17 protein-coding genes and 2 tRNA genes are annotated in these 22,981 nt (G+C 33.9%); 12 read left to right on the plus strand and 7 right to left on the minus strand.

Features of this window, described 5'->3' with window-relative positions; all coding sequences use genetic code 11:
- Positions 1-1,758, minus strand: a complete 1,758-nt coding sequence (gene sppA, locus JE46_RS06715) for a signal peptide peptidase SppA (protein WP_031454494.1) — start codon at positions 1,756-1,758, stop codon at positions 1-3.
- Between the two features lie 137 nt (positions 1,759-1,895).
- Here sppA and folK point away from each other — a divergent pair, with 137 nt between their 5' ends.
- Entirely contained in the window at positions 1,896-3,029 is a 1,134-nt protein-coding gene (gene folK / locus JE46_RS06720) for a 2-amino-4-hydroxy-6-hydroxymethyldihydropteridine diphosphokinase (RefSeq protein ID WP_031454495.1), read from the plus strand.
- A gap of 118 nt (positions 3,030-3,147) precedes the next feature.
- Here the strand turns inward: folK and JE46_RS06725 are convergent, their stop codons facing one another.
- From JE46_RS06725 to JE46_RS06735, 3 genes are all read right to left on the minus strand, one after another.
- A complete protein-coding gene (locus JE46_RS06725; protein WP_236010735.1) occupies positions 3,148-5,232 on the minus strand; it encodes an Ig-like domain-containing protein in 2,085 nt (694 codons plus the stop codon).
- Positions 5,233-5,431: 199 nt separating this feature from the next.
- Positions 5,432-5,983, minus strand: coding sequence for an RNA methyltransferase (locus JE46_RS06730; RefSeq protein WP_031454497.1), 552 nt, complete (start codon positions 5,981-5,983; stop codon positions 5,432-5,434).
- A 74-nt stretch (positions 5,984-6,057) separates the two neighbouring features.
- Positions 6,058-6,489, minus strand: coding sequence for a DUF1573 domain-containing protein (locus JE46_RS06735; RefSeq protein ID WP_031454498.1), 432 nt, complete (start codon positions 6,487-6,489; stop codon positions 6,058-6,060).
- A 160-nt stretch (positions 6,490-6,649) separates the two neighbouring features.
- Between JE46_RS06735 and mutS the strand changes: the two genes are divergently transcribed.
- The 4 genes from mutS to JE46_RS06755 all read left to right on the plus strand — a co-directional run bounded on the left by mutS (position 6,650) and on the right by JE46_RS06755 (position 10,252).
- A complete protein-coding gene (mutS, locus tag JE46_RS06740) occupies positions 6,650-9,256 on the plus strand; it encodes a DNA mismatch repair protein MutS (RefSeq protein ID WP_031454499.1) in 2,607 nt (868 codons plus the stop codon).
- 146 nt (positions 9,257-9,402) lie between these two features.
- Positions 9,403-9,475 (plus strand) — tRNA-Gly (locus tag JE46_RS06745).
- A gap of 76 nt (positions 9,476-9,551) precedes the next feature.
- A tRNA-Leu gene (locus JE46_RS06750) sits at positions 9,552-9,637 on the plus strand.
- Between the two features lie 240 nt (positions 9,638-9,877).
- Positions 9,878-10,252 (plus strand): hypothetical protein, encoded by a 375-nt coding sequence (locus JE46_RS06755; protein ID WP_031454500.1) that lies wholly within the window; start codon positions 9,878-9,880, stop codon positions 10,250-10,252.
- Positions 10,253-10,358: 106 nt separating this feature from the next.
- Here the strand turns inward: JE46_RS06755 and JE46_RS06760 are convergent, their stop codons facing one another.
- Positions 10,359-10,574 carry a PG1828 family lipoprotein gene (locus JE46_RS06760; protein ID WP_031454501.1) on the minus strand — a complete coding sequence of 72 codons (216 nt, stop codon included), beginning with the start codon at positions 10,572-10,574 and terminating at the stop codon, positions 10,359-10,361.
- 337 nt (positions 10,575-10,911) lie between these two features.
- Complete coding sequence (locus tag JE46_RS06765) at positions 10,912-12,156, minus strand: 3-deoxy-D-manno-octulosonic acid transferase (RefSeq protein WP_031454503.1); 1,245 nt, start codon at positions 12,154-12,156, stop codon at positions 10,912-10,914.
- Between the two features lie 136 nt (positions 12,157-12,292).
- On the opposite strand from JE46_RS06765, the gene JE46_RS06770 reads away from it, so the two are divergent.
- Positions 12,293-13,426 carry a DegT/DnrJ/EryC1/StrS family aminotransferase gene (locus JE46_RS06770; protein ID WP_031454504.1) on the plus strand — a complete coding sequence of 378 codons (1,134 nt, stop codon included), beginning with the start codon at positions 12,293-12,295 and terminating at the stop codon, positions 13,424-13,426.
- 67 nt (positions 13,427-13,493) lie between these two features.
- On the opposite strand, the gene JE46_RS06775 is transcribed toward JE46_RS06770, so the two are convergent.
- Positions 13,494-14,270 carry an META domain-containing protein gene (locus tag JE46_RS06775; protein ID WP_031454505.1) on the minus strand — a complete coding sequence of 259 codons (777 nt, stop codon included), beginning with the start codon at positions 14,268-14,270 and terminating at the stop codon, positions 13,494-13,496.
- 271 nt (positions 14,271-14,541) lie between these two features.
- On the opposite strand from JE46_RS06775, the gene nirB reads away from it, so the two are divergent.
- The 6 genes from nirB to JE46_RS06805 all read left to right on the plus strand — a co-directional run bounded on the left by nirB (position 14,542) and on the right by JE46_RS06805 (position 22,738).
- Positions 14,542-17,052: a nitrite reductase large subunit NirB gene (gene nirB, locus JE46_RS06780; protein WP_031454506.1), complete on the plus strand. Its 2,511-nt coding sequence runs from the start codon at positions 14,542-14,544 to the stop codon at positions 17,050-17,052.
- Positions 17,053-17,315: 263 nt separating this feature from the next.
- The gene (gene nirD, locus JE46_RS06785) at positions 17,316-17,696 is read left to right on the plus strand and encodes a nitrite reductase small subunit NirD (protein WP_031454507.1); all 381 of its coding nucleotides are present in this window, start codon (positions 17,316-17,318) and stop codon (positions 17,694-17,696) included.
- A 33-nt stretch (positions 17,697-17,729) separates the two neighbouring features.
- Complete coding sequence (locus JE46_RS06790; RefSeq protein ID WP_031454508.1) at positions 17,730-18,314, plus strand: DUF4202 domain-containing protein; 585 nt, start codon at positions 17,730-17,732, stop codon at positions 18,312-18,314.
- Between the two features lie 64 nt (positions 18,315-18,378).
- Positions 18,379-20,199, plus strand: a complete 1,821-nt coding sequence (locus tag JE46_RS06795) for a PAS domain-containing sensor histidine kinase (protein WP_031454509.1) — start codon at positions 18,379-18,381, stop codon at positions 20,197-20,199.
- A 300-nt stretch (positions 20,200-20,499) separates the two neighbouring features.
- A complete protein-coding gene (locus JE46_RS06800; protein ID WP_031454510.1) occupies positions 20,500-21,159 on the plus strand; it encodes a response regulator transcription factor in 660 nt (219 codons plus the stop codon).
- 100 nt (positions 21,160-21,259) lie between these two features.
- Positions 21,260-22,738, plus strand: coding sequence for an MFS transporter (locus JE46_RS06805; protein ID WP_031454511.1), 1,479 nt, complete (start codon positions 21,260-21,262; stop codon positions 22,736-22,738).
- Positions 22,739-22,981: the final 243 nt, after the last annotated feature.

Consider the following 22,981-nt stretch of genomic DNA (forward strand, 5'->3'; position numbering starts at 1 on the left):
TTATTTGATGTTGATGGTGTAGGGCATTATGGCCTGAGCTCCTTTAAGTTTTTGAAGTCTTTTGATGTGTTCGATAAGCAAATAATTTTCTTCACCAATTTCTTCTTTTATAAAAGTTTCTTTTGAATGAGCGAATGGAAGACCTGATAAAAGGTCATTGAAATCTTTCTCGTATTCAGGATAATTCTCTGTACTGTATGATTTTACTTTTGCTATTTTGGCTGCTTCAGCAATAGCATCATTCAGCCCTCCAATTTGGTCTACTAAACCATTTTTTAGAGCTTCAGTCCCAGACCAGACTCTTCCCTGTGCAATGGCATCTACTTGTGCAAAAGTCATTTTTCGGCCTTCGGCAACGTGTGTTACAAAAGTGTTGTAAATGTGCTCAACACTTTCCAGTGTAAAAGCTTTGAATTTTTCGTCAACCGGTACAAACGGACTATAATTTGCTGAGTTTTCATGTGTTTTTACCTGTTCGGTATTAATTCCTAATTTGTTTGCCAAAGGGCTAAAATTTGGTAAAACACCAAAAACACCAATAGAACCCGTGATTGTATTTTTTTCGGCAAAAATTTTATTGGCATTGCAAGCGATATAATAACCTCCGGATGCAGCATAATTACCCATTGAGACCACAACAGGTTTTACTTTTTTGGTAATCTCAATTTCTCTCCAGATCAAATCAGAAGTAAGTGCGCTTCCTCCAGGACTGTCTACTCTTAGCACAATAGCTTTTACATCCTCATTTTTTCTGGCTTCCTGAAGTGAACGTCTCATGGAACCTTCACCAATTTGATTAACATCACCTTCACCGCTGCCAATTTCGCCCTGAGCGTAAATAATTGCAATTTGATCGGTTGCAGTATTAGTTAAAGCTGTGGTTACGTTATTTTGAGTGTAATCTAAAATCGAGATTTTATTATAATCATCATCACCGGTCACTTTTAAAGCTTTTTTTATGGCATTGTGATAGACATCTTCATAAGCTATAATGTCAACCAGATGTGCATTTTTTGCCATTTCGGGTGTTCTGGCTAACAAGCCGTCTGCAATTTCGTTTAATTTGGTAACCGGAATATTTCGGCTTTTTGAAATATCGGCTACTACAGTTGACCATATCGAATTTAAAAGAGCAGTAATTTGTTCTCTGTTAGCATCGCTCATTTTGTTTTCAAGGAAAGGTTCAACGGCACTTTTGTATTTTCCGTGACGAATCACTTCCATATGGATACCTGATTTTTCCTGAAAATCTTTAAAAAACATTACTTCAGAAGAAAGTCCTTTAAAATCAAGATCTCCGGCAGGATTCAAATAGATAGTATTTGCTACCGAGTTCAAATAATATTCTTTTTGAGAATAAGTATTGGCGTAAGCCCAAACAAATTTTCCTGATTTCTTGAAGCTTTCCAACGCATTTCTCAAATCTTTATATTGCGCCAGTCCTAAAGAAGATTCATCATTTAATATAGAGATTCCTTTAATTTTGTCGTCTGTTTTTGCCGCTTCAATAGCATTAATTACATCAGTTAAACCAATTTTTCCATCTTTGGAGAATTGCGTTACCCATGGATCTTTAAATTTTCCGGCATAGTCATTATTGATTTCTTTTAAATCTAATTCAATAACTGAATCGGCTTTGACTGTAACAGTGTCCTCGCTTCCAAAAATAGTTCCTATTAGGATTACTCCAAAAAAGAATAACATAATAAAAACAAAAATACCAACAACTGTGGCAATTACATTTCCTAGAAATTTCATAAAATACTTTTTTTAAATAAGTAGTAAAAGGGGCTGCTTTGTTACAACTTTTATGGATAAATTTTCAATTGAACAAACATGGCACTACACAAATATATTGTTAATTCTAAAATAGTTTTAGTTAATTTGCATTAATTATGAAATCACAGCATCAGGTCATTTTATCAATAGGCAGCAATCAGGGCAATCGGCTGGAAAATATCGAAAGTTGTATTGATTTAATACATCAGGAAGTGGGAACCGTAATCCGGGTTTCAAAATTGTACGAAACGCCTGCCTGGGGATTCGAAAGTGATGCTTTTTATAATTGTGCTTTGCTTTTGCACAGTTCTTCCTCTGCACAAAAAATACTCAGTCAGGTTTTAAAAGTAGAAAAACAATTAGGACGTATCCGTTCTGATCAGCAAGGCTACCAATCCCGAATTATCGATATTGATTTGATTGTTTTTGATGATGAAATTATCGAATCGGATAAGCTTCGGGTTCCGCATCCATTAATGCAAAACCGAAATTTTGTTTTGCTGCCCATGCAGGATTTAAAATTAAACTGGAAACACCCGGTTCTTCATAAAACTGTTTCTGAATTAATTGCAATAACACCGGATGATAGTATTTGTACTGTGGTTCAGGACTTAAAAAATCCATTGGATGAAATTCCGCTTGAGCGGTTTAATTATATTGCTTTTGAAGGAAATATTGGTGCAGGAAAAACTACTTTGGTACAGAAAATTGCTGAAGATTTTAATGCAAAAACCGTTTTGGAACGTTTTGCAGATAATCCTTTTTTACCAAAATTTTATAAGGATCAAAACCGGTATGCTTTTCCGTTAGAAATGTCTTTTCTTGCTGATCGTTATCAGCAATTATCGGATGATTTGGCACAATTTGATTTGTTTAAAGATTTTGTGATTGCCGATTATCATATTTTTAAATCCCTGATTTTTGCAAAAATTACGCTTGCCGAAGATGAATACCGTTTGTATCGAAACTTGTTTGATATCATTTATAAAGAAATGCCAAAGCCGGATCTGTATGTTTATTTATATCAAAACACAACCAGACTGCTTCAGAACATAAAAAAGCGCGGCCGAAGTTATGAGCAAAATATCTCGGCTGAATATTTAGATAAAATCAATAACGGGTACTTAGAGTATATTAAATCTCAAACAGATCTGAACGTTTTGATCATTGATGTTTCAGATCGCGATTTTGTCAGGAAACATGAAGATTATCTTTTTATATTGAATCAAATTCAAAAGGTAATTAAATAATGTTTCAATCTGATAATGAGAAAACTTTTAAAGGCTTTACTTTCTAACAAGTGTGAATTTTATCTTTCTTGCCTGAATAATTATCTCATTTTCTAATTGAAAAATTTTCTAATTAAAATTATCTCTTCAAAGAAAAATGGCCTTTAAAAAGAGGGGTTGTATCGTCAATTTTTAATACATACCAATAATCCGAAGAAGGAAGAGGAGCTTTGTTGAAAGTGCCGTCCCAACTCAATTTTGATCCGCTTAATTGTGCTAATAATTTTCCGTACTGATCAAAAATAGTGACTTGTGCCTGAGGATAATTCTCCATTCCGGTTACTTCCCAGAAATCATTTTGAAAATCGTTATTAGGAGTGAAAAATGCCGGAATAATCAATACAATAAAATGCTGAGTTGTTTCATTAATGTTGCACAAATTATCTTTTACTTTTACATAGGCGGTTTGCAAACCACCGGTCACATCATAAAAAGTATTTGAAGTTTGATAATTTACCCCATCAACAGAGTATTCAAAATAATCTGATGCATTATTTAGATTGATAGTAATAGTTGTTTTGTTAACATTAATATTTTTAATGATTGGCTTTTTATATTCAATAACAGTTATAGTTTTTTTACTGGTACAGTTTTCAGGATTCGGACTGGTTACTTCTACGCTATAACTTCCTGGAGTTGAAACAGAAATAGTTTGTGTCGTTTCTCCTGTTGACCATTTATAAAACATTCCACTCAGTTTAGAATCTAACATAACAGTTTGGTTTTCGCATAAAATAATTTCTTCGTCACTAACAACAGGAGGAGTATATACTATTATATTTACAGGAGTACGATTTGAAGTACACCCACTATCTGAAGCTTCAGTATAATAAGTTGTATTTGCTGAAATACCAGGTGTAGTAAAATTATTTCCTGTATAAACACTCGTTCCGCCTGTTGAAGTTGTAAACCAATTAATAACTCCCATATTTGAAGCTGCTTGTAATGTTACAGTTCCTGCTCCACACCTGTAAACGGGGGAATATACAGTTGGAGTATCCGGAGTTTTATTAACAGTAGCAACTACTGCTTTTCGATTTATTTCGCAGCCAGCATCAGCATAATAAGTTGTTGTGGAGCTTATTGTTGGAGTCGTATATGTGTTTCCGGTACCCAATAAATTGCCTCCTACAGCTGCATCATACCAGTTAATCGTTCCGGCATTCGAGATCGCTTTTAAAATAAAGATTCCTGAGTCGCAAATTGGTTTTGGAGAAGTTATTATAGCCTCCGGAATTGTAATTTGGGTGCTGGCAGCAATTTCTAAAGGCGATTCCCCAGGCATTCCTCCATACTCAACAATGTATCCTTTTGGCTGATAATTATCTCCTGGAATTAGTGATCCTGTATCTGATAAATCATTCCATGAACCCGGAATTCCAATTCCTGGAGCTGTGATATGTGCATAATCTTCATCTCCGGCCTGGTTTGGTTCGTTGTTGTTCCAAAAAGCAAAGTTAGGAGTGGTGCCGTTAGAAAGACCATTCCAAAAAATTGTTCCATTTCCATTATTTGCAAGGCCTTCGGGGCCTGTGACCCATTTCCAGATGTTTTCTGTTTCAGCATCACTTCCGCCAATCCAGCCGGCTCCTGAGGCTTGTTCACCTGATAATTTTGCTTCATCTCTTGCTGAAATAGTGGCCAGATAGCCCTTCAGACCATAATAGGTACTGTTTTCTGCGGCTGCTTTTGCCTGTGTCCAGGTAATGCCAACGTTAGAGATAAATTGATAAAAATGTCCGGTTGATGGTAAATAATTTGCCTGTCCAATAGTGATAGAAAAAGTTTTGGTTCCGGAGGCAGTAGCAGAAGAGTTTGAAAAAACAACATCTCTAATCGCAGACTCAAAATTGGAGTATGAAACATCGATTCCTGTTGGACTTGATAATTTTAATTTTCCGGCAGTAACATCCCAACTTGTTGTAATTGAAGGGTGCAATGCAGGGTTAGAAAGTTCAAGTTTATCAAAACCATTAGAATATCCTGAAGAAATCTGAATATAAACTGCCTGAGTTCCTGTTTCTGCAGGATCATGGCTAATAGTGATTCCGGTTACAATATTGATAGTGTTTTGAGGGCAATATAGTTGGTTTCCATGAGCTTTAATTACAGGAGGATCAATTGTAAAAACTGTTTTGGAATGACTTTTTTTATTTGATTTCAAAGTGTCATTTTTAAAAGTAATTAAGTTCCTATCAACAGTTTTTTTCTCAGTTGCGTAAGTCTGAACAAAACTTAAAATATATAATAAAATTGATATTTTTAAGAAATTGATATTTTTCATCCTATAAAAATATCGATTTTATAATAATAAAAAAAGATATTTTTATTTTAATGTTAAATATGTGAGTATTCTTTAAGAATTATGATTTTGAATGTTTTTCTGACCAGTTTAACTTGGAAAACAAATCCCAAACTACTATCCCTGCACTAACGGCGATATTCAAAGAATGTTTAGTGCCCAATTGCGGAATTTCAATACAGCCATCACAAATAGCTACTGCTTCCTGAGCAACTCCATATACTTCATTTCCAAAAACGAATGCATATTTTTGATTTTTTTCAACTTTAAAATCCTGAAGAAAAATAGCGCTCTCTACTTGTTCAATAGCGAGGGTTAATACGTTTTCTTTTTTAAGGTTTTCAATAACTTCCAAAACATTTTCCTGATGTTCCCAGGAAACGGTTTCAGTAGCGCCAAGAGCTGTTTTATGAATTTCTTTATTAGGAGGCGTAGCTGTGATACCGCACAAGATAATTTTTTCTACCAAAAAAGCATCGGCAGTTCTAAATACAGATCCTATATTGTGTAGGCTGCGAATATCGTCTAATACTAAAATTAAAGGAGTTTTATCTGATTTTTTAAAATCATCAATCGATTTTCGGTCCAGTTCACTATTTTCAAGTTTTCTCATTCGGGTTGAATTATGGTCATAAAAAAAGCTTCCAAAGATAAGGAAGCTTTTTCGATTATTTTATTGTTTTCAGATTAGCTTTTTGCCGGATCCGGTAAAACAGTACCTTTAATAGTTAATGTTTTTGTAGGTTGTCCTTCAGCATTAGAAGTAACAGTTACCGTTTTTGTAAATGCACCAATTCTGTCAGTAGCATATTTTACACCAATAACACCTTTAGCTCCCGGAGCAATTGGTTCTTTAGGCGTTGTTGGTACAGTACAACCACAAGATCCCTGAGTGTTAGTAATAATTAATGGCTTTGTTCCGTTGTTTACAAAAACAAACTGACGATTACCATCAGCATTGTGAGCGATAGTTCCGTAATCAATTGTTTCGTTTTCAAAAACCATTCCGGCTCCCTGAACTTTAGCAACTTTAGCTGTAGCAGCTTTTTTAGTACTTTGAGCATTAGAAGCTGTAATTCCAACTACAGCCAACATAGCGAATAAAATTATTTTTTTCATCTTTTAAGAGTCTTTGTTTTAATGATGAACAAATCTATGTAAAATTCTTAAATGTCAACTTAAAAATTCCTTAAAATATTTTAATTTTTGATGGTCTTCGATATGCCGCTAAAATATTATAAATTCGCTGTCGTAATTTTCATTTTTAAAACACAATAATTTGGCAGCGAAAGAGAAAGTGGTAAAAGAAACACCTTTGATGAAACAGTACAACGAAATCAAGAGGAAATATCCTGATGCATGTCTGCTTTTCAGGGTAGGGGATTTTTACGAAACCTTTGGAGAAGACGCCATCAGGGCATCTAAAATTCTCGGGATAACATTAACCAAAAGAGGAGCTGGTTCTGAAACCGAAACAGCTTTGGCGGGTTTTCCGCATCATTCTATTAATACGTATTTGCCAAAATTGGTTAAAGCCGGACTTCGTGTTGCAATTTGTGATCAGCTGGAAGATCCTAAAATGACAAAAACAATTGTTAAGCGTGGGGTTACAGAGCTTGTTACTCCAGGGGTTTCTTTAAATGATGAAGTTTTACAATCCAAAACCAATAACTTTTTGGCATCGGTTTATTTTGCTAATAAAAATATCGGGATCTCCTTTTTGGATGTTTCTACAGGAGAGTTTTTAACAGCTCAGGGAAATGCAGAATATATTGATAAGTTATTGCAGAATTTTAACCCGAGCGAAGTTCTGGTTCCTAAAAATAACAAAGGCGATTTTAAAAGCGCTTTTGGAGATGACTTTCATAGTTTTTATCTGGAAGACTGGATTTATAAGGAAGATTATGCTTTAGAAACTCTGACAAAGCATTTTCAGACTGTTTCTTTAAAAGGTTTTGGAGTTGAAGAGCTAAAAGAAGGAATTATTGCTTCTGGAGCGATTTTGTATTACCTGTCGGAGACTCAGCACAATCGTGTACAGCATATTACAGCAATTCAGCGTATTGCTGAGGATGCTTACGTCTGGATGGATCGTTTTACAATCAGAAACTTAGAATTATATCACAGCTATAACCCAAATGCTGTAACGCTTTTGGATGTAATTGACAGAACGCTTTCGCCAATGGGTGGGCGTTTGTTGAAGCGTTGGCTGGCTTTGCCTCTCAAAGATGCTAATAAAATAAAAGGGCGTCATGATGTGGTTTCGTATTTAAAATCAAATCCTGAAGTTTTGCATAATATTCAATATCAAATTAAGCAAATTTCAGACTTAGAACGTTTGATTTCTAAAATCGCAGCCGGAAAAGTTTCACCTCGTGAAATTGTTTATTTGAAAGAATCTCTGGATGCTATTATTCCAATTAAAACTTTGGCATTGCAAAGCCCGCAAGAAGCGGTTAAAATCATTGGGGACAGTTTACATGCCTGCGATTTGCTAAGAGAGAAGATTAAAGTTACCTTAAATCAGGACGCTCCCGTTGCGATTGCAAAAGGTAATGCGATTGCAAAAGGAATCAGCGAAGAATTAGACGAATTACGTGCTATTTCGACTTCAGGAAAAGAGTTTCTGGAGGGAATTGAAAGAAGGGAATCAGAAAGAACCGGAATTTCTTCTTTGAAAATTTCTTTCAATAATGTTTTTGGTTACTATATCGAAGTTCGAAATACACACAAAGATAAAGTGCCGGAAGAATGGATTCGTAAACAGACTTTGGTAAATGCCGAACGATATATTACGGAAGAATTAAAAGAATACGAAACCAAAATTTTAGGAGCTGAAGAAAAAATTCATAAAATTGAATCCGACCTTTTTGAACAATTAGTAGCCTGGATTGCAACTTATATCAAGCCGGTTCAGATGAATGCAAGTTTGGTGGCTCAATTAGATTGTTTGTGTTCCTTTACTCAGTTGGCGGTAGAAAATCAATATGTATGTCCGGAAATTGATGAAACCTTCGAATTGGATATCAAAAATGGAAGACATCCTGTTATTGAGAAACAATTGCCTGTTGGTACTCCTTATATTGCAAATGATGTTTATTTAGACAGGGATGTGCAGCAAATTATCATGATTACCGGTCCTAACATGTCGGGTAAGTCGGCAATTTTGAGACAAACTGCCTTAATTGTACTTTTGGCTCAAATGGGGAGTTTTGTACCGGCAGATAGTGTGAGGATGGGTATTGTAGATAAAATCTTTACCAGAGTAGGGGCTTCGGATAATATTTCGATGGGCGAATCGACTTTCATGGTTGAAATGAACGAAACTGCTTCAATCCTAAACAATATTTCAGACCGAAGTCTGGTTTTATTAGATGAAATCGGGCGTGGGACGAGTACATATGACGGAATTTCGATTGCATGGGCGATTGCCGAATTTTTGCATGAACATCCGGGCAGGGCAAAAACATTGTTTGCAACCCATTATCATGAATTAAATGAAATGACAGAATTGTTGCCAAGAATCCAAAATTATAATGTGGCGGTAAAAGAATTAAAGGATACTGTTCTTTTTATTCGTAAACTCGTAAAAGGTGGAAGTGCTCATAGCTTTGGTATTCATGTGGCGAAAATGGCAGGAATGCCACAGCTGGTTATTTCAAAGGCTCAAAAGCTGCTTAAGAAACTGGAGAAAAATCATTCCAGTGATGCATTAAACGGAATCAAATCTGCAAATGATGAAATGCAGATGAGTTTCTTTAATCTGGATGATCCTTTGCTGGAAGAGATAAAAGAAGAGATTATGTGTCTTGATATAAATGCAATTACCCCGGTTGAAGCATTAATGAAGCTGAATGAAATTAAGCGAATGCTGATTAAGAAATAAATTTCATATTTAAAGTTTAGGTTATCAGAAAGTTATAAAATAAGTTTGATTTTTTTTCAAAAAAGGCTTGTTTAATTGAATAAATGTCCTAAATTTGCACTCGCAATACAGAACAAGTATTGCGAGTTCTTAATAAGATTTGAAACGCGAAAATAGCTCAGTTGGTAGAGCGCGACCTTGCCAAGGTCGAGGTCGCGGGTTCGAGCCCCGTTTTTCGCTCAAAGCCATATATTTAAATGGTGTTGTATTTGGTTTTTTTAAAAATCAGCTAAATAAAAACATTAAAAGCTTAATTGCTCGGATGGTGAAATTGGTAGACACGCTGGACTTAAAATCCAGTGAACAGCAATGTTCGTGCGGGTTCAAGTCCCGCTCTGAGTACTAAAGCCTCTTCTTTTTTGAAGAGGCTTTTTTTATGGTGTAAATCTGGGGGTGTTGTGGGTAAATTTGCGCAGCAAATTTATTTTGTTGGTTATTGTTTAATCAACAATCAACAATCAACAATCAACAATCAACAATCAACAATCAACAATCAACAATCAACAATCAACAATCAACAATCAACAATCAACAATCAACAATCAACAATCAACAATCAACAATCAACAATCAACAATCAAAATGGGTGCTTTCGTAATTAGTAGAAGGTTTAATGATGAATATAAATTTGTATTTACTTCCAGAAAAGGAAAAGTAATTTTTACAAGTTCAAGTTATGAGTTGAAATTTGAATGTGAGGAAGATATTGAGAAGTTTAAGTTGAATGTGGAGCATGCCAAATTTTTAAAATTTAAGGGCTCAGGCGGAAAGTATTTCTTTAAACTAATGTTGGGTGAGGTTCAGTTTGCGATGAGTCGTAAATACACGACTGAATTGCTTTTGCAGAAAGGAATAAAAGAAATTGTTTTGTATGCTTCGAAAGCAGAGATTTTGGACTTCTCGTCAAATGATTTGATTTTTGATAACGAAATGGTAGCTGAAGGTGAAGTGTTATAAGAAAAAAAGCGTTTGTAGCAACAAACGCTTTTTTTTGTGATTAGAATTTAATCATAAAAAAAACCATCTTAGTGATGGTTTTAAAATTTTTAGAACTAGGTTCTAATTATTTTTTTACTTCTTCTACTTTAGCAGCAGCTGAATCAACTTTAGCAGCAGCAGAGTCAACAGTTGCAGCAGCAGAATCAACTACAGCAGCAGCAGAATCAACAGTTACAGCAGCAGAATCTACAGCAGGAGCTTCAGCAGCAGCGTCAGCTTTTTTACAAGATACAACAGTTAAAACAGCAACAACAGCTAAACTTAAAAATACTTTTTTCATCTTACTTTATTATAAAAGGTTAATTATTAATTCGAGGCAAAGATATAAATTTTTTAATATGTAAAATATTTTTTTATTTTTTTTTTAAAATATTTTCCTTTGTTACTCGATGATGTTATTTATCAATTAGTGTGCCAAAACCAATAAAATGCGTTGTATTGCTGTATTTTTTGTGAATTTTATTTTTTATTGAATATTCGAAAAACATTTGGCTATTTTGAATTGTTTGTTTGTGGTTTGTTTTGCTTTTGATTGATAATTCTATATTGAAAAAAAAGTGATATGAGCTATTTTGTGAAGTTTTTATAACATTCAAATCTTAAAAACATGAAATTTGTTAGTTAGTTTGTTTCTGTGAAATGGCTTTTATGATAGTATTTGTTGCTCCTTTGTTGTTTTGAATATAAGATTGGCAAATTTTTCCTTTTTCTTCCAGAAAATTGTTGTCTGAGAGCAACTGATTAAAGACATGTTTTAGGTTTTCGGTATTCGAGATTGTTGTGCAGCCTCCAAGTTTTACTAACTCAATGGCTTCGGCAAATTTAGAATAGTTAGGTCCGATAACAATTGGAATTCCAAAGGCTGCAGGTTCTAATATGTTGTGAATGCCGGGATTTCCAAAACCACCTCCTACGTACGCTATAGTTCCGTAGCTGTAAATTTTAGTTAGTAAACCAACAGTGTTAATTATGAAAACAGTGTAATCTGCTAAGATTTTGTTTTCTTTTTCAGAGAATAAAACTGTTTTTTTTGTAATGGCATTTTTTAGATTTTCAATTTGTTCTGTTTTGATATTGTGAGGGGCAATAATAAATTTTACATTTTCAGGAGCCTCGTTGATGTATTCAGCTAATAACACCTCGTCTTTTGGCCAGGAGCTTCCAATAACTATTGTTGGTTGATTGTTTTTGAAAGTTTCAATAAATTCAAGTGAATTATCTCTCTCTAAAATTGCGTTTACACGATCAAATCGGGTGTCGCCTGAAACAATTGCGTTTTGAAATCCTATAGATTCAATTTTTTGTTTTGAGTTCTCATTCTGAACAAAAAAATGAGTAAAAGTTTTCAATGCCTTTCTGTAAAATCCACCATACCATTTAAAGAACATTTGGTTATCTCTAAAAATACCTGAAATTAAATAGGTAGGGGTTTTTAATTTTTCCAGCTCTTTTAAATAGTTAAGCCAAAATTCATATTTGATAAAAAAGACTAATTCAGGATGGGTTAATTTTAAAAACTCTTTAGCATTGCTTTTAGTGTCTAAAGGGAGGTAAATAGTAACATCAGCGATATTATTATTTTTACGTACTTCATATCCTGAAGGAGAAAAAAAGGTAACAATGATTTTATGGGTGGGATATTTTTCTTTGATTTTCTCAATTACAGGAAGGCCTTGCTCGTACTCTCCTAATGAAGCAGAATGAAACCAAATTGTTTTATCTTCAGGTTTTATTTTTTCTTCTAAAATAGTAAAAACATTTTTTCGCCCATCTACAAAAAGCTTAATCTTGGGACTGAAAAGGGCTACTATTTTAAGAAAAAAACCAGTAATTGAAACTACTAAATTGTATAGAAAAAGCATCTGTTTATTTTTGTGGTAAAAATACGTTTCTTTCGATTATTTTTCATTGTTTGAAGGTATTAAATAACTATTTTTGCTTTTCGTTTTAAAGATTTTGGTGTAAATCAGAATCTTCAGATTTAAATAAGAAAGATAAATGAAAAAAATTCAAATGGTTGACTTAAAAAGTCAATACGAGAAAATAAAAACTATTGTTGATGCTTCTATTCAGGAAGTTTTAGATACAAATACTTATATAAATGGGCCTTTGGTTCATCAGTTTCAAAAAAATCTTGAAGATTACCTGGGAGCAAAACATGTAATTCCTTGTGCAAATGGAACGGATGCTTTGCAGATTGCGATGATGGGATTGGATTTGAAGCCGGGAGATGAGGTTATTACGGCAGATTTCACTTTTGCTGCAACTGTTGAGGTGATTGCCTTGTTACAATTGACTCCGGTTTTGGTTGATGTTGATATTACAAATATGAATATTGACATCGAAGCGATTAAAAAAGCGATCACGCCAAAAACTAAAGCGATTGTTCCGGTACATTTATTTGGCCGTGCTGCCAATATGGATGCGATTATGGAAATTGCTGCAGAACATAATTTATATGTAATTGAAGATAATGCCCAGGCAATCGGGGCTGATTATATTTCTAAATCGGGTGTAAAAAACAAAGTTGGAGTTATTGGTCACGTTGCGGCGACATCATTTTTTCCGTCTAAAAACTTAGGCTGTTACGGAGACGGTGGGGCAATTTTTACTAACGATGATAAATTAGCGCATGTTATCCGCGGAATTGTTAATCACGGAATGTATGAGCGTTACCATCATGATGTTGTGGGAGTAAATTCGCGTTTAGATAGTATTCAGGCTGGAGTTTTAAATGCTAAACTGCCACTTTTGGATGAGTATAATGAAGCTAGACGTTTAGCGGCTACAAAATATAATGCGGCATTCGCTGGAAATGCACATATTATTACGCCAGAATTTGATGCAAATGAAAACGATCACGTTTTTCATCAATATGTGTTAAGGATCATTGATGCAGACAGAAATGCTCTGATGCAGCATTTGTTGGATAAAGGAATTCCATGTGCGATTTATTATCCAATTCCGTTGCACTCTCAAAAAGCTTATGTAGATTCAAGATATAAAGAAGAGCAGTTTCCTGTAACGAACCAATTGGTAAAAGAAGTAATTGCGTTGCCAATGCACACAGAACTTGATGATGAGCAAATTAAATTTATTACAGATTCAGTTTTAGAATTTTTGAACAAATAATTTTAAGATTTAATAATCAAATGAAGCCCAAATTGTCAGTCTTGATGATTTGGGTTTTTGTTTGAAATTAATCTACTTTCCTAAAAACTAAAAGCTTTCCTGATGGGTTGGAAAGAGTTAATAGGTTGTTTTTAATTGAATAAGTAGTGCTGTTTTGAAGCGCTTTTACAAATTTGTCTTCTTTGTTATTTTCTGCGCAAGCCATTAAAGTAGAAGTTATACTGCTGAATCTAAGTAAATCATTTTCGAAAAATAAGCTTCCGGTAATTGAATTACAGCCTCCAAACCCCATAAATCTGTTCTCTTCAGCATGAATTTCTATTCTGGGGAATTCTTTTTGAAAATCTGCCACAAAGACTTTGTATCCGTTTAATTCTTCTAAAACCCAGATGTCGTGTAAGCGGTAATCGGTAATGTATTTTCCGCAGCCTTCTGTTTTTTGATAATTGGCCTCAGTGTTATTCTTAATTTCAATAGAAACTTTATAAGGAGAAATTGCTCCTGACATTGAATTCTGGCGGTCTGTGTGCTGAATTGAAATTGTAATACTTGAGTTTGCATTGCTGGCTTTGTATGATTTTATATTCGCACCCATTGCTCTGATTGGTTTAGCAGATGAGAAACTTAGATTTTCTTTTCCTTGTATTAAAGAGGTGAATACAATTTTTTTCATTCCAATTTTTAATTCCCAAAAAGGCTCGTTTCCGGTTGCCTTAAAATGGTTAATACTATCTTCTTCAGATGTGTTTTCAGAAGTAGTATTCGAATTTGAGTTTTTTGTTTTGACGGATTTGCAACTATATACAAGAGAAATTGTGATCAGTAAAATTAAGTATTTTTTCATATGAAGTAGTTTCGATCGTAAAATTTGGAAAAGGTTTGTTGTGTGTAAATCATTGATAAACAATATGGTAGTTTGTGTTCAAATTTAAGTAAAATAGTACAGATAAAATAATTTATGAAAATATCTATAAATCGTAAATCCTTGTACTTATAGGTGATGCGATAAACTACGTATTTAGAAGAATTCTATTTAATGAAAAAAATACGTAGATAAGTATTATGTATAAGTATAAATACTTATATTTGCGTAGTAATACTTAATTAAAGAAATCATGATTAAAGTAATAGTAGTTGGAAACGGGATGGTGGGTTATAAGTTCTGTGAAAAATTTATAGCAAAACCGGGACAAGAAAATTATCAAATTACCGTATTTGGAGAAGAGCCAAGACGTGCTTATGATCGTGTTCACTTAAGTGAATACTTTGGCGGGAAAACAGCAGATGACTTGTCATTATCAACAAGTAATTGGTATATAGATAATAATATTACTTTAAATACTTCGGAGTTAATTACTGATATCAACAGAGAAGAAAAAACAATTCATACACATTTAGAAAAAACGCATAAGTATGACTACTTAGTGCTTGCAACTGGATCTTCAGCTTTTGTTCCCCCAATTGATGGGGTGGAAAAAGAAGGTGTTTTTGTATATCGTACTATCGAAGATTTAGATGCGATTATGGCCTATGCCAAAAAAATAAAACAAAAAGGCGCTACCGAAGCTGCTGTTTTGGGCGGAGGATTATTAGGTCTTGAAGCTGCAAAAGCGGTTCGTGATTTAGGATTGAATCCACATGTTGTAGAATTTGCTCCGCGCCTGATGCCAAGACAGCTGGATAAAGGGGCAAGTGATATGTTGCAGTCTAAAATCGAGGAGCTCAATATTGGGATACATCTTAATAAAGCAACACAATATATTGACGGGAAAGAATGTATAACGGGAATGATGTTTGCCGATGATGAATTGTTAAAAGTTGACATGTTGGTTATATCTGCCGGAATTAAACCGCGTGATGAACTGGCTAGAGTTTCGGGACTTGAAGTTGGTTTGCGTGGAGGAGTTGTGGTTAACAATCAGATGCAAACATCAGATCCTTCTATTTATGCAATTGGTGAAGCAGCTTTATACAATCAAATGATTTACGGGCTGGTCGCTCCGGGTTACGAAATGGCAGATGTTGCTGCAGAACAAATCTTAAATGGTTCTAAAACCATGAGAGAAACCATTGATATGTCTACTCAATTAAAATTAATTGGTGTTGAAGTTGCGAGTTTTGGTGATCCTTTTATCGAAAATGATGAAGTTACTGCGATTATTTATGAAAATAAATTATCAGGAGTTTATAAAAGAATAAATGTTACTAAAGATTCTAAAACCTTATTGGGTGGAATTTTAGTGGGAGATTCAAGTGATTATAATTCACTTTTTCAGATTTACAGCAATGCAATGGCGTTGCCTAAAAATCCGGAAGATCTTATTTTAGGGTCAAGAGACGGTTCAGAAGGTTCAGCAATGGGAGTAATGGATTTGCCTGATACTGCTGTAATTTGTTCTTGTGAAAATGTGACCAAAGGTGCCATCTGCTGTTCTATTTTAGATGAAACCTGTTCCAGTTTTTCAGATGTTGTAAAATTGACCAAAGCGACTTCTGGTTGTGGTGGTTGTAAGCCAATGGTTTCTGACTTAGTAAAAGCAGCTCAGAAATCGATGGGTAAAGAGGTAAAAGATGTTATTTGTGAACACTTTCAACATACACGTCAGGAATTATTTGATTTAGTAAAAATTAATAAGTACGAGAATTTTTATGACGTTCTTGATCATCATGGAACAGGTGATGGATGTGAGGTTTGTAAACCTGTAATTGCCTCAATTTTCTCCAGTATTTATAATGATACGGCTAATAAACACCTTACGACTCAGGATACAAATGATAGGTTTTTGGCAAATATTCAAAGAAACGGAACCTATTCTGTGGTTCCAAGAGTTGCCGGTGGAGAAATAACTGCCGAGAAATTAATCGTAATTGGGCAAGTTGCTAAACAATTTGATTTATATACAAAAATTACAGGAGCACAGCGTGTTGACTTATTTGGAGCACATTTAGATGATCTTCCTAAAATCTGGAAAGTATTAATTGATAATGGGTTTGAAAGTGGTCATGCTTACGGAAAATCACTTAGAGCTGTAAAAAGCTGTGTCGGAAACGCCTGGTGCCGTTACGGAATGGATGACAGTGCCGGATTTGCAATCGAACTGGAAAACAGATATAAAGGAATTCGTTCTCCACATAAATTAAAAGGAGGTGTTTCGGCTTGTATTCGTGAATGTGCCGAGGCAAGAGGAAAAGATTTTGGTTTAATCGCTGTAGAAGGCGGCTGGAATTTATACATCTGCGGAAACGGTGGGGCTAATCCAAAACATGCTGTTTTATTGGCTGAACAAATTGATAAAGAAACTGCCATTAAATATATGGATCGCTTTTTAATGTATTACATCAGAACTGCAGGTCCGCTAATCAGAACATCAACCTGGCTTGAAAAACTGGATGGAGGTTTAGATTATTTGAAAGAAGTAATCATTGAAGATAGTTTAGGGTTGTGTGAAACTTTAGAAGCTGAAATGCAGACTTTGGTTAACACTTTCGAATGTGAGTGGAAACAAGCTCTTGAAAAGCCAAGATTATTGAAACGCTTCAGTCACTTTGTAAACTCAGATGAAAAGGATGATAATATTGCTTTCGTTCCTTTAAGAGATCAAAAAATGCCAAAAGCCTGGTCATAAATTTAATGTTTAGCACATAGCAACATAGATTTTATAAACTCAATAAAGATATTGTTATTATCATACAAATAGCTATGTGTGAGAAACGAGTTTCTTTTGGAGTTCCTTTTCCGATAATTAAAGTCTATGTTCCTATGTGTTTAATAAAGTTTAAAAAATATAATTAACGATTGCTGTCCTCTTACCCTCTTTTTTACTGCGCCATCAAACTCTCTTGATTGTAAAGGGAGGGATAAGAACACAGATTTATAAATACAACCAAAATGGAAGAAATTTTAAACCAATACGAAACTGTGCATCCAAGTGATGCCAAAATATGGTTCAAAGCCGGTAATGTGAGTGATTTTCCAACTAACCGTGGCGGTTGCATCAAATACAAAAATAAACAAATTGCCGTTTTTAATTTTGCACGACGTAACGAATGGTATGCTTGCCAAAATGCCTGTCCGCACAAAATGGAAATGGTTTTGTCAAGAGGAATGACAGGTTCTGCAAATGATATTCCTAAAATTGCCTGCCCAATGCATAAAAAAACTTTTTCATTAGTGGATGGTTCTAATCTAAATGGAGATGATGATTTGAAAATTGCAACATATCCGGTTAAAATTGTTGAAGACGAAGTGTTCATTGGCTTTTTAGATTAATTACGTATATTTGAAAATATATTTTCAAAAAAAATGAATACACCTTTTCAGAAAGCAAGTGAATGGATTGATGCCGAAAATGCTCAGGATCCGAATATTGAAATTGATCAAAATACTGAATATCCAAAAGAGCTTTTATACTCAAACAGGATGTATGAAAAACTGATGCAGTTTTGTTCTGAGGCATCAGAAGAGGTTCAGATTGCTTCAAAAGCACAGCATATCTGCAGATGGAAAGTTGCACGCGAGTCTTACCCAATGGATCGTGTGGGATACTTAAGATGGAGAGAAGATTTAAAAAAATTTCATGCCAAAACCACTGCAGAAATTCTCGAAAGAGCCGGGTATGAGCAAGCCTTTATTGACCGTGTTTCTTTTTTAATTGAAAAAAAATTACTTAAAAAAGATGCCGAAACCCAATTGCTGGAAGATGTAATTTGTCTGGTATTCTTAGATTATTACTTAGAGCCGTTTGTTGAAAAGCATGATGATGAAAAACTTAAAAACATCATTAAAAAAACCTGGGATAAAATGTCTGAAAAAGGACATCAGGAAGCCTTAAAAATCAAATACTCAGAAGAAAACTTAAATTTGATAAAAGCATCTTTGGGATTATAATCTGATTTTATGAAATAAGCGAAAGTGAGTTCCATTTTCCGCTAAAAACAAATATTATCTTCGAATGAAAAAAGGCAATCAGGAAGTTGCAGAGAAAATTACATTCAAAAACTTACGACGTTTGTATTTTTTTGCACTCTGGACTATTGCCATAACCATTATTTTAAGTCAGCTTTTAATTCAATATAACTTAAAACAGCAGCTTAGCGATTCTAAAATTATCAATATTTCCGGTAAACAAAGGATGTTGAGTCAAAGAATTACTAAGGAAGTTTTAATTTTAAATTTTGTTTCTGATGCTTCTCCAAAAAAGGAAATTGCCCATCTTCGAAATTTATTGTCACTTTGGAAAATTAATCAGGATGCTTTAGAAAATGGAAGTGACAGTCTTGCTTTTCCAAAAGAAAAAAGCGAGAAGCTAAATGAATTATACTTTCAAATAAAACCTAATTTTGCAGCTGTTGTTGAAACAACAGAATTGTTTCTTCTTAATTTAGAACAAAAAAACAATCTTGAAGCCAATCAAAAACTGGTAGCTATTATTCTGAAAAATGAAAGTATTTTTCTTTCGAAAATGAATGAAATAGTTAGCCAGTATGATATTGAAGCACATCAGAAAGTCACTGAACAGCGCAAAACTGAATATTGGATTTTCGGATTTACATTGTTGGTACTGATTCTCGAATTCTTTTTTATCTTTAGACCTACCAACAAAAAAATTGAAAAGCTTATTGCTAAGCTTTTATCTTCTCAAAAGAAAGCTTTAAAACTTGCCTACGATACCGAAATCATTAGTGAAATCAAGGAAAACTCTGTAAAAGAGTTGAAATCGCTGAATTATGCGATGGAAAATACCTTGCTTTATTGCCGTATTGCACCTGACGGATCTATCATTCACGTAGGTGAAAAATTTGCAAAACTTTTAAATTATACCAAATTTTCGTCGAATAAAACTTTTTCACAGATCTTAACGATTGATGAAAAGGAACAGCTTAATATAGACCGTATTATTTTTGAGAAGCAGCGAAGTGGCTGGCAGGGCGAGATTAAAATTCATAACAGAGAAGATCAGACAATCTGGCTGGATTTATCAATGGTGCCTGTAATGATTAAAAAGGACGAACTGGAACTTTTAATTGTCTGTTTTAATATTACTGAACGTAAAAAAGCACAACGCGAAGTTGAACGTCTGAACATTGAAAACAGTACCGAAAAAATCAATCAGCAAAAGATTATTTCGAGTAAAATTGTTGAAAATCAGGAAAATGAGCAAAATCGTATTGCCAAAGAAATTCATGACGGAATAGGGCAGATGTTAACCGGATTGAAATTTAGTCTGGAGAGTATTAATCTGGATGAAAAAGAGAAATCGGCACAGAAAATAGAATACCTGAAAAAATTATCACTCGATATTATTAAAGGCGTTCGAACGGCGACTTTTAATTTGATGCCACCCGAATTAAGTGACCACGGAATCGTTTCGTCAATTGCAAAATTGACTCAGGAGCTTTCTAAATTGACAGGAAAAGAAATACTGTTTTACAATAAAACCGATTTTGACCAGCGACTGGATTCTTTAATTGAAATAAATATTTATCGTCTGACTCAGGAAGCCATTAATAATGCTATAAAATATGCGGAGTCAACCCATATTATTGTGCAGCTTTCTCACAGTGAAACTTTATTAAGTATTATAATTGATGACAATGGAAAAGGGTTTGATAAGACAAGCGTAGATAAAAAACGAAGCAGTGAGTCCGGAATGGGGCTATTGTTTATGAATGAAAGAATTCAATACATCAACGGTCGTGTATTTATTAACTCTATTCTGGGAGAAGGAACTAGAATTACTTTTAATATCCCGATTTCGAAAATAGATAATTAGTCAATTAGAGAAATACGCCAATTAGATAATTGGAAAAATGTGATAATAGATATTTGATATAATTAATAGCGTAACTTTTTCATTTTCAATTAAAAGTATGTTTCTTAAATCATAATAAAGTTTAGACTGTTTTTTATTTTACAATTCAAGAACACCAAAATTTGATTCACTATGAAATTATCTAATTACCTAATTGACACATTTTCACATTAACTAATTTCTTAATTTAAAAATTACGTATCTTAGCGGTTCGTTATAGATGAATATACGTAAAAGTTCAGAATCAAAATTAAGTAGAATATGAGTGATATTATTCGTGTTGTATTAGCAGACGATCATGTTTTTGTAAGAGATGGAATTAAATCTTTACTTGAAAATGAAGCAAACATAGAGGTTGTAGGTGAAGCAATTGATGGTGCCGATGCACTTGATGTTGTTGATGCCCATAAGCCGGACTTACTTATAGTAGATATTCGCATGCCTAACCTGACCGGTATCGAAGTAGTAGAAAAACTTAGAAGCAATAGTAACAACGTAAAAATTATCATGCTTTCGATGCACGAATCGGAGGAGTATGTATTAAAGTCTATAAAAGCAGGAGCTGACGGGTATTTATTAAAAGGTTCAAGCAAAGACGAATTTTTGAAAGCCTTGCATACCGTGGCCAATGGAGGTAAATATTTTAGCGGTGATATTTCTTCTATTTTAATAAGTCAGTTAACAACTTCATCACTTTCTGCCGAGCCAAAACAAAATTTTGGAGAAGAAATGATGATCACAAAGAGAGAAAAAGAAATTTTGACACTTTTATTATCCGGAAAAGGCAATAAAGAAATTGCTGAAGCTTTAGATATAAGCAAACGTACTGCAGAGGTACATCGTTTTAATTTGATGAAAAAATTAAAAGTAAAAAACCTAATGGAACTTTCTAATAAAGCTGCTGAATACTCATTATTATAAAAAAACTACGTATAATTACGTAAATATTTTTCAAAAACTGCGTTTTCGCAGTTTTTAACTACGTCATAGTACTTATTTTTACCAAAAAAATATAAGTACCATGACAAATACAAATTCATTATCGCAATCACACAAAATTTTATTTTTAAACACATTGGCATTTACAGTGTGTTTTGCATGTTGGACCTTAAATGGAGTTTTAGTAACTTTTTTAGTAGACAACGGAATCTTTAACTGGAGCGTTGTTCAGGTAGGCTGGTTGCTTGGGATTCCTATACTAACCGGTTCTGTGATGCGTTTGCCAATGGGTATTCTCACGGATAAATTTGGTGGAAAATATGTATTTTCATTATTATTATTACTGTGTTCTATTCCTTTATTTTTATTGCCTTTTGTCAGTAGCTTTTTAATGTTTGCTATATTAAGCTTTTTGTTCGGAATGGTAGGAACAAGTTTTGCAATTGGAGTTGGATACACCTCAATTTGGTATCCAAAAGAATGGCAGGGACGCGCTTTAGGAATCTTCGGAATGGGGAATGCGGGAGCTGCAATTACTACTTTTTTAGCTCCTTCGTTATTAAATCATTTTTCTATAGAGGATTCACAAAATGGCTGGAAAATTCTTCCTGTTATTTATGCAGTTGCATTAGTTGTAATTGGGGTTGCCTTTTTGTTATTCGCAGAAAACAAAAAAATAGAAAACAATACTAAAAGCGTTTCACAAATGTTGGGTTCTTTAAAGTCTGCCCGTGTATGGCGTTTTGGAGCGTATTACTTTTTAGTTTTCGGATGTTTTGTTGCATATTCTCAATGGTTGTTACCAAATTTCATGAACGTTTATCAAACGAGTCTGGTAATGGGGGGATTATTTGCTACAATGTTTAGCTTGCCATCCGGTGTTATCAGGGCTTTTGGAGGTTATTTGTCAGATAAGTACGGAGCCCGAAAAGTAATGTACTGGGTGTTGAGTTCTTCTGTTATTTTGAGTGCTTTGTTAATGGTTCCAAAAATGGAAATTACTACCACGGGTCCTGGAGTTTTGGCGACTAAAAAAGGAACAATTACTTCAGTTTCTGATCAAAATATTAAAATTGGGGAGACAGATTTTCCTGTAGCTAAGAAAAAGGAAATCACAGCTGAAAGTGCTATTTTTCCAACCAGTACATCATGGCAGCAGGTAGTTGTAGAACAAAATCAAACCGTAAAGAAAAAAGAATTACTTGCAAAAGGAATTACTGTAATTAAGTTTGATGCCAATATGTGGGTTTTCTTGGTATTGGTAATTTTAATTGGAATTTCATGGGGAATAGGGAAAGCAGCAGTTTACAAGCACATTCCTGAATATTTTCCGACAGAAGTTGGAGTTGTTGGCGGTATGGTAGGTATGATTGGTGGTTTAGGAGGGTTCTTTGGTCCAATTATTTTTGGATACTTATTAACTGCAACAGGAATCTGGTCAAGCTCATGGATTTTTATTCTTCTTCTTTCTGTTATTTGTTTGATTTGGATGCATTATACAATTACCAAAATAATGAACGAAAAACAACCTGTTTTGTCAAAAGTAATTGATAGACAGTAAACTTTTATATTTTTTTTAATTCTTAGTTATTTAGTTATTTGAATTAGGCTGAAGCCAAAAGTATTCTATTTTTTTTCTCCTTTTTATAACCACTGTAAAAGGAATCTTAAAAAAAGAGTTTTTGAAATTAATCAAAAACTCTTTTTTTATAAAATTATCTCCTAAACGATTGATGTCGTTTTTCTGCTAATTATTTCATTGAGGAAATAATTCAGTACTCTTTTTTTAGAGTAAATGCCAATT

The organism is Flavobacterium chungangense LMG 26729 (assembly GCF_000735715.2).
In the GTDB taxonomy this organism is placed as follows: Bacteria; Bacteroidota; Bacteroidia; order Flavobacteriales; family Flavobacteriaceae; genus Flavobacterium; species Flavobacterium chungangense.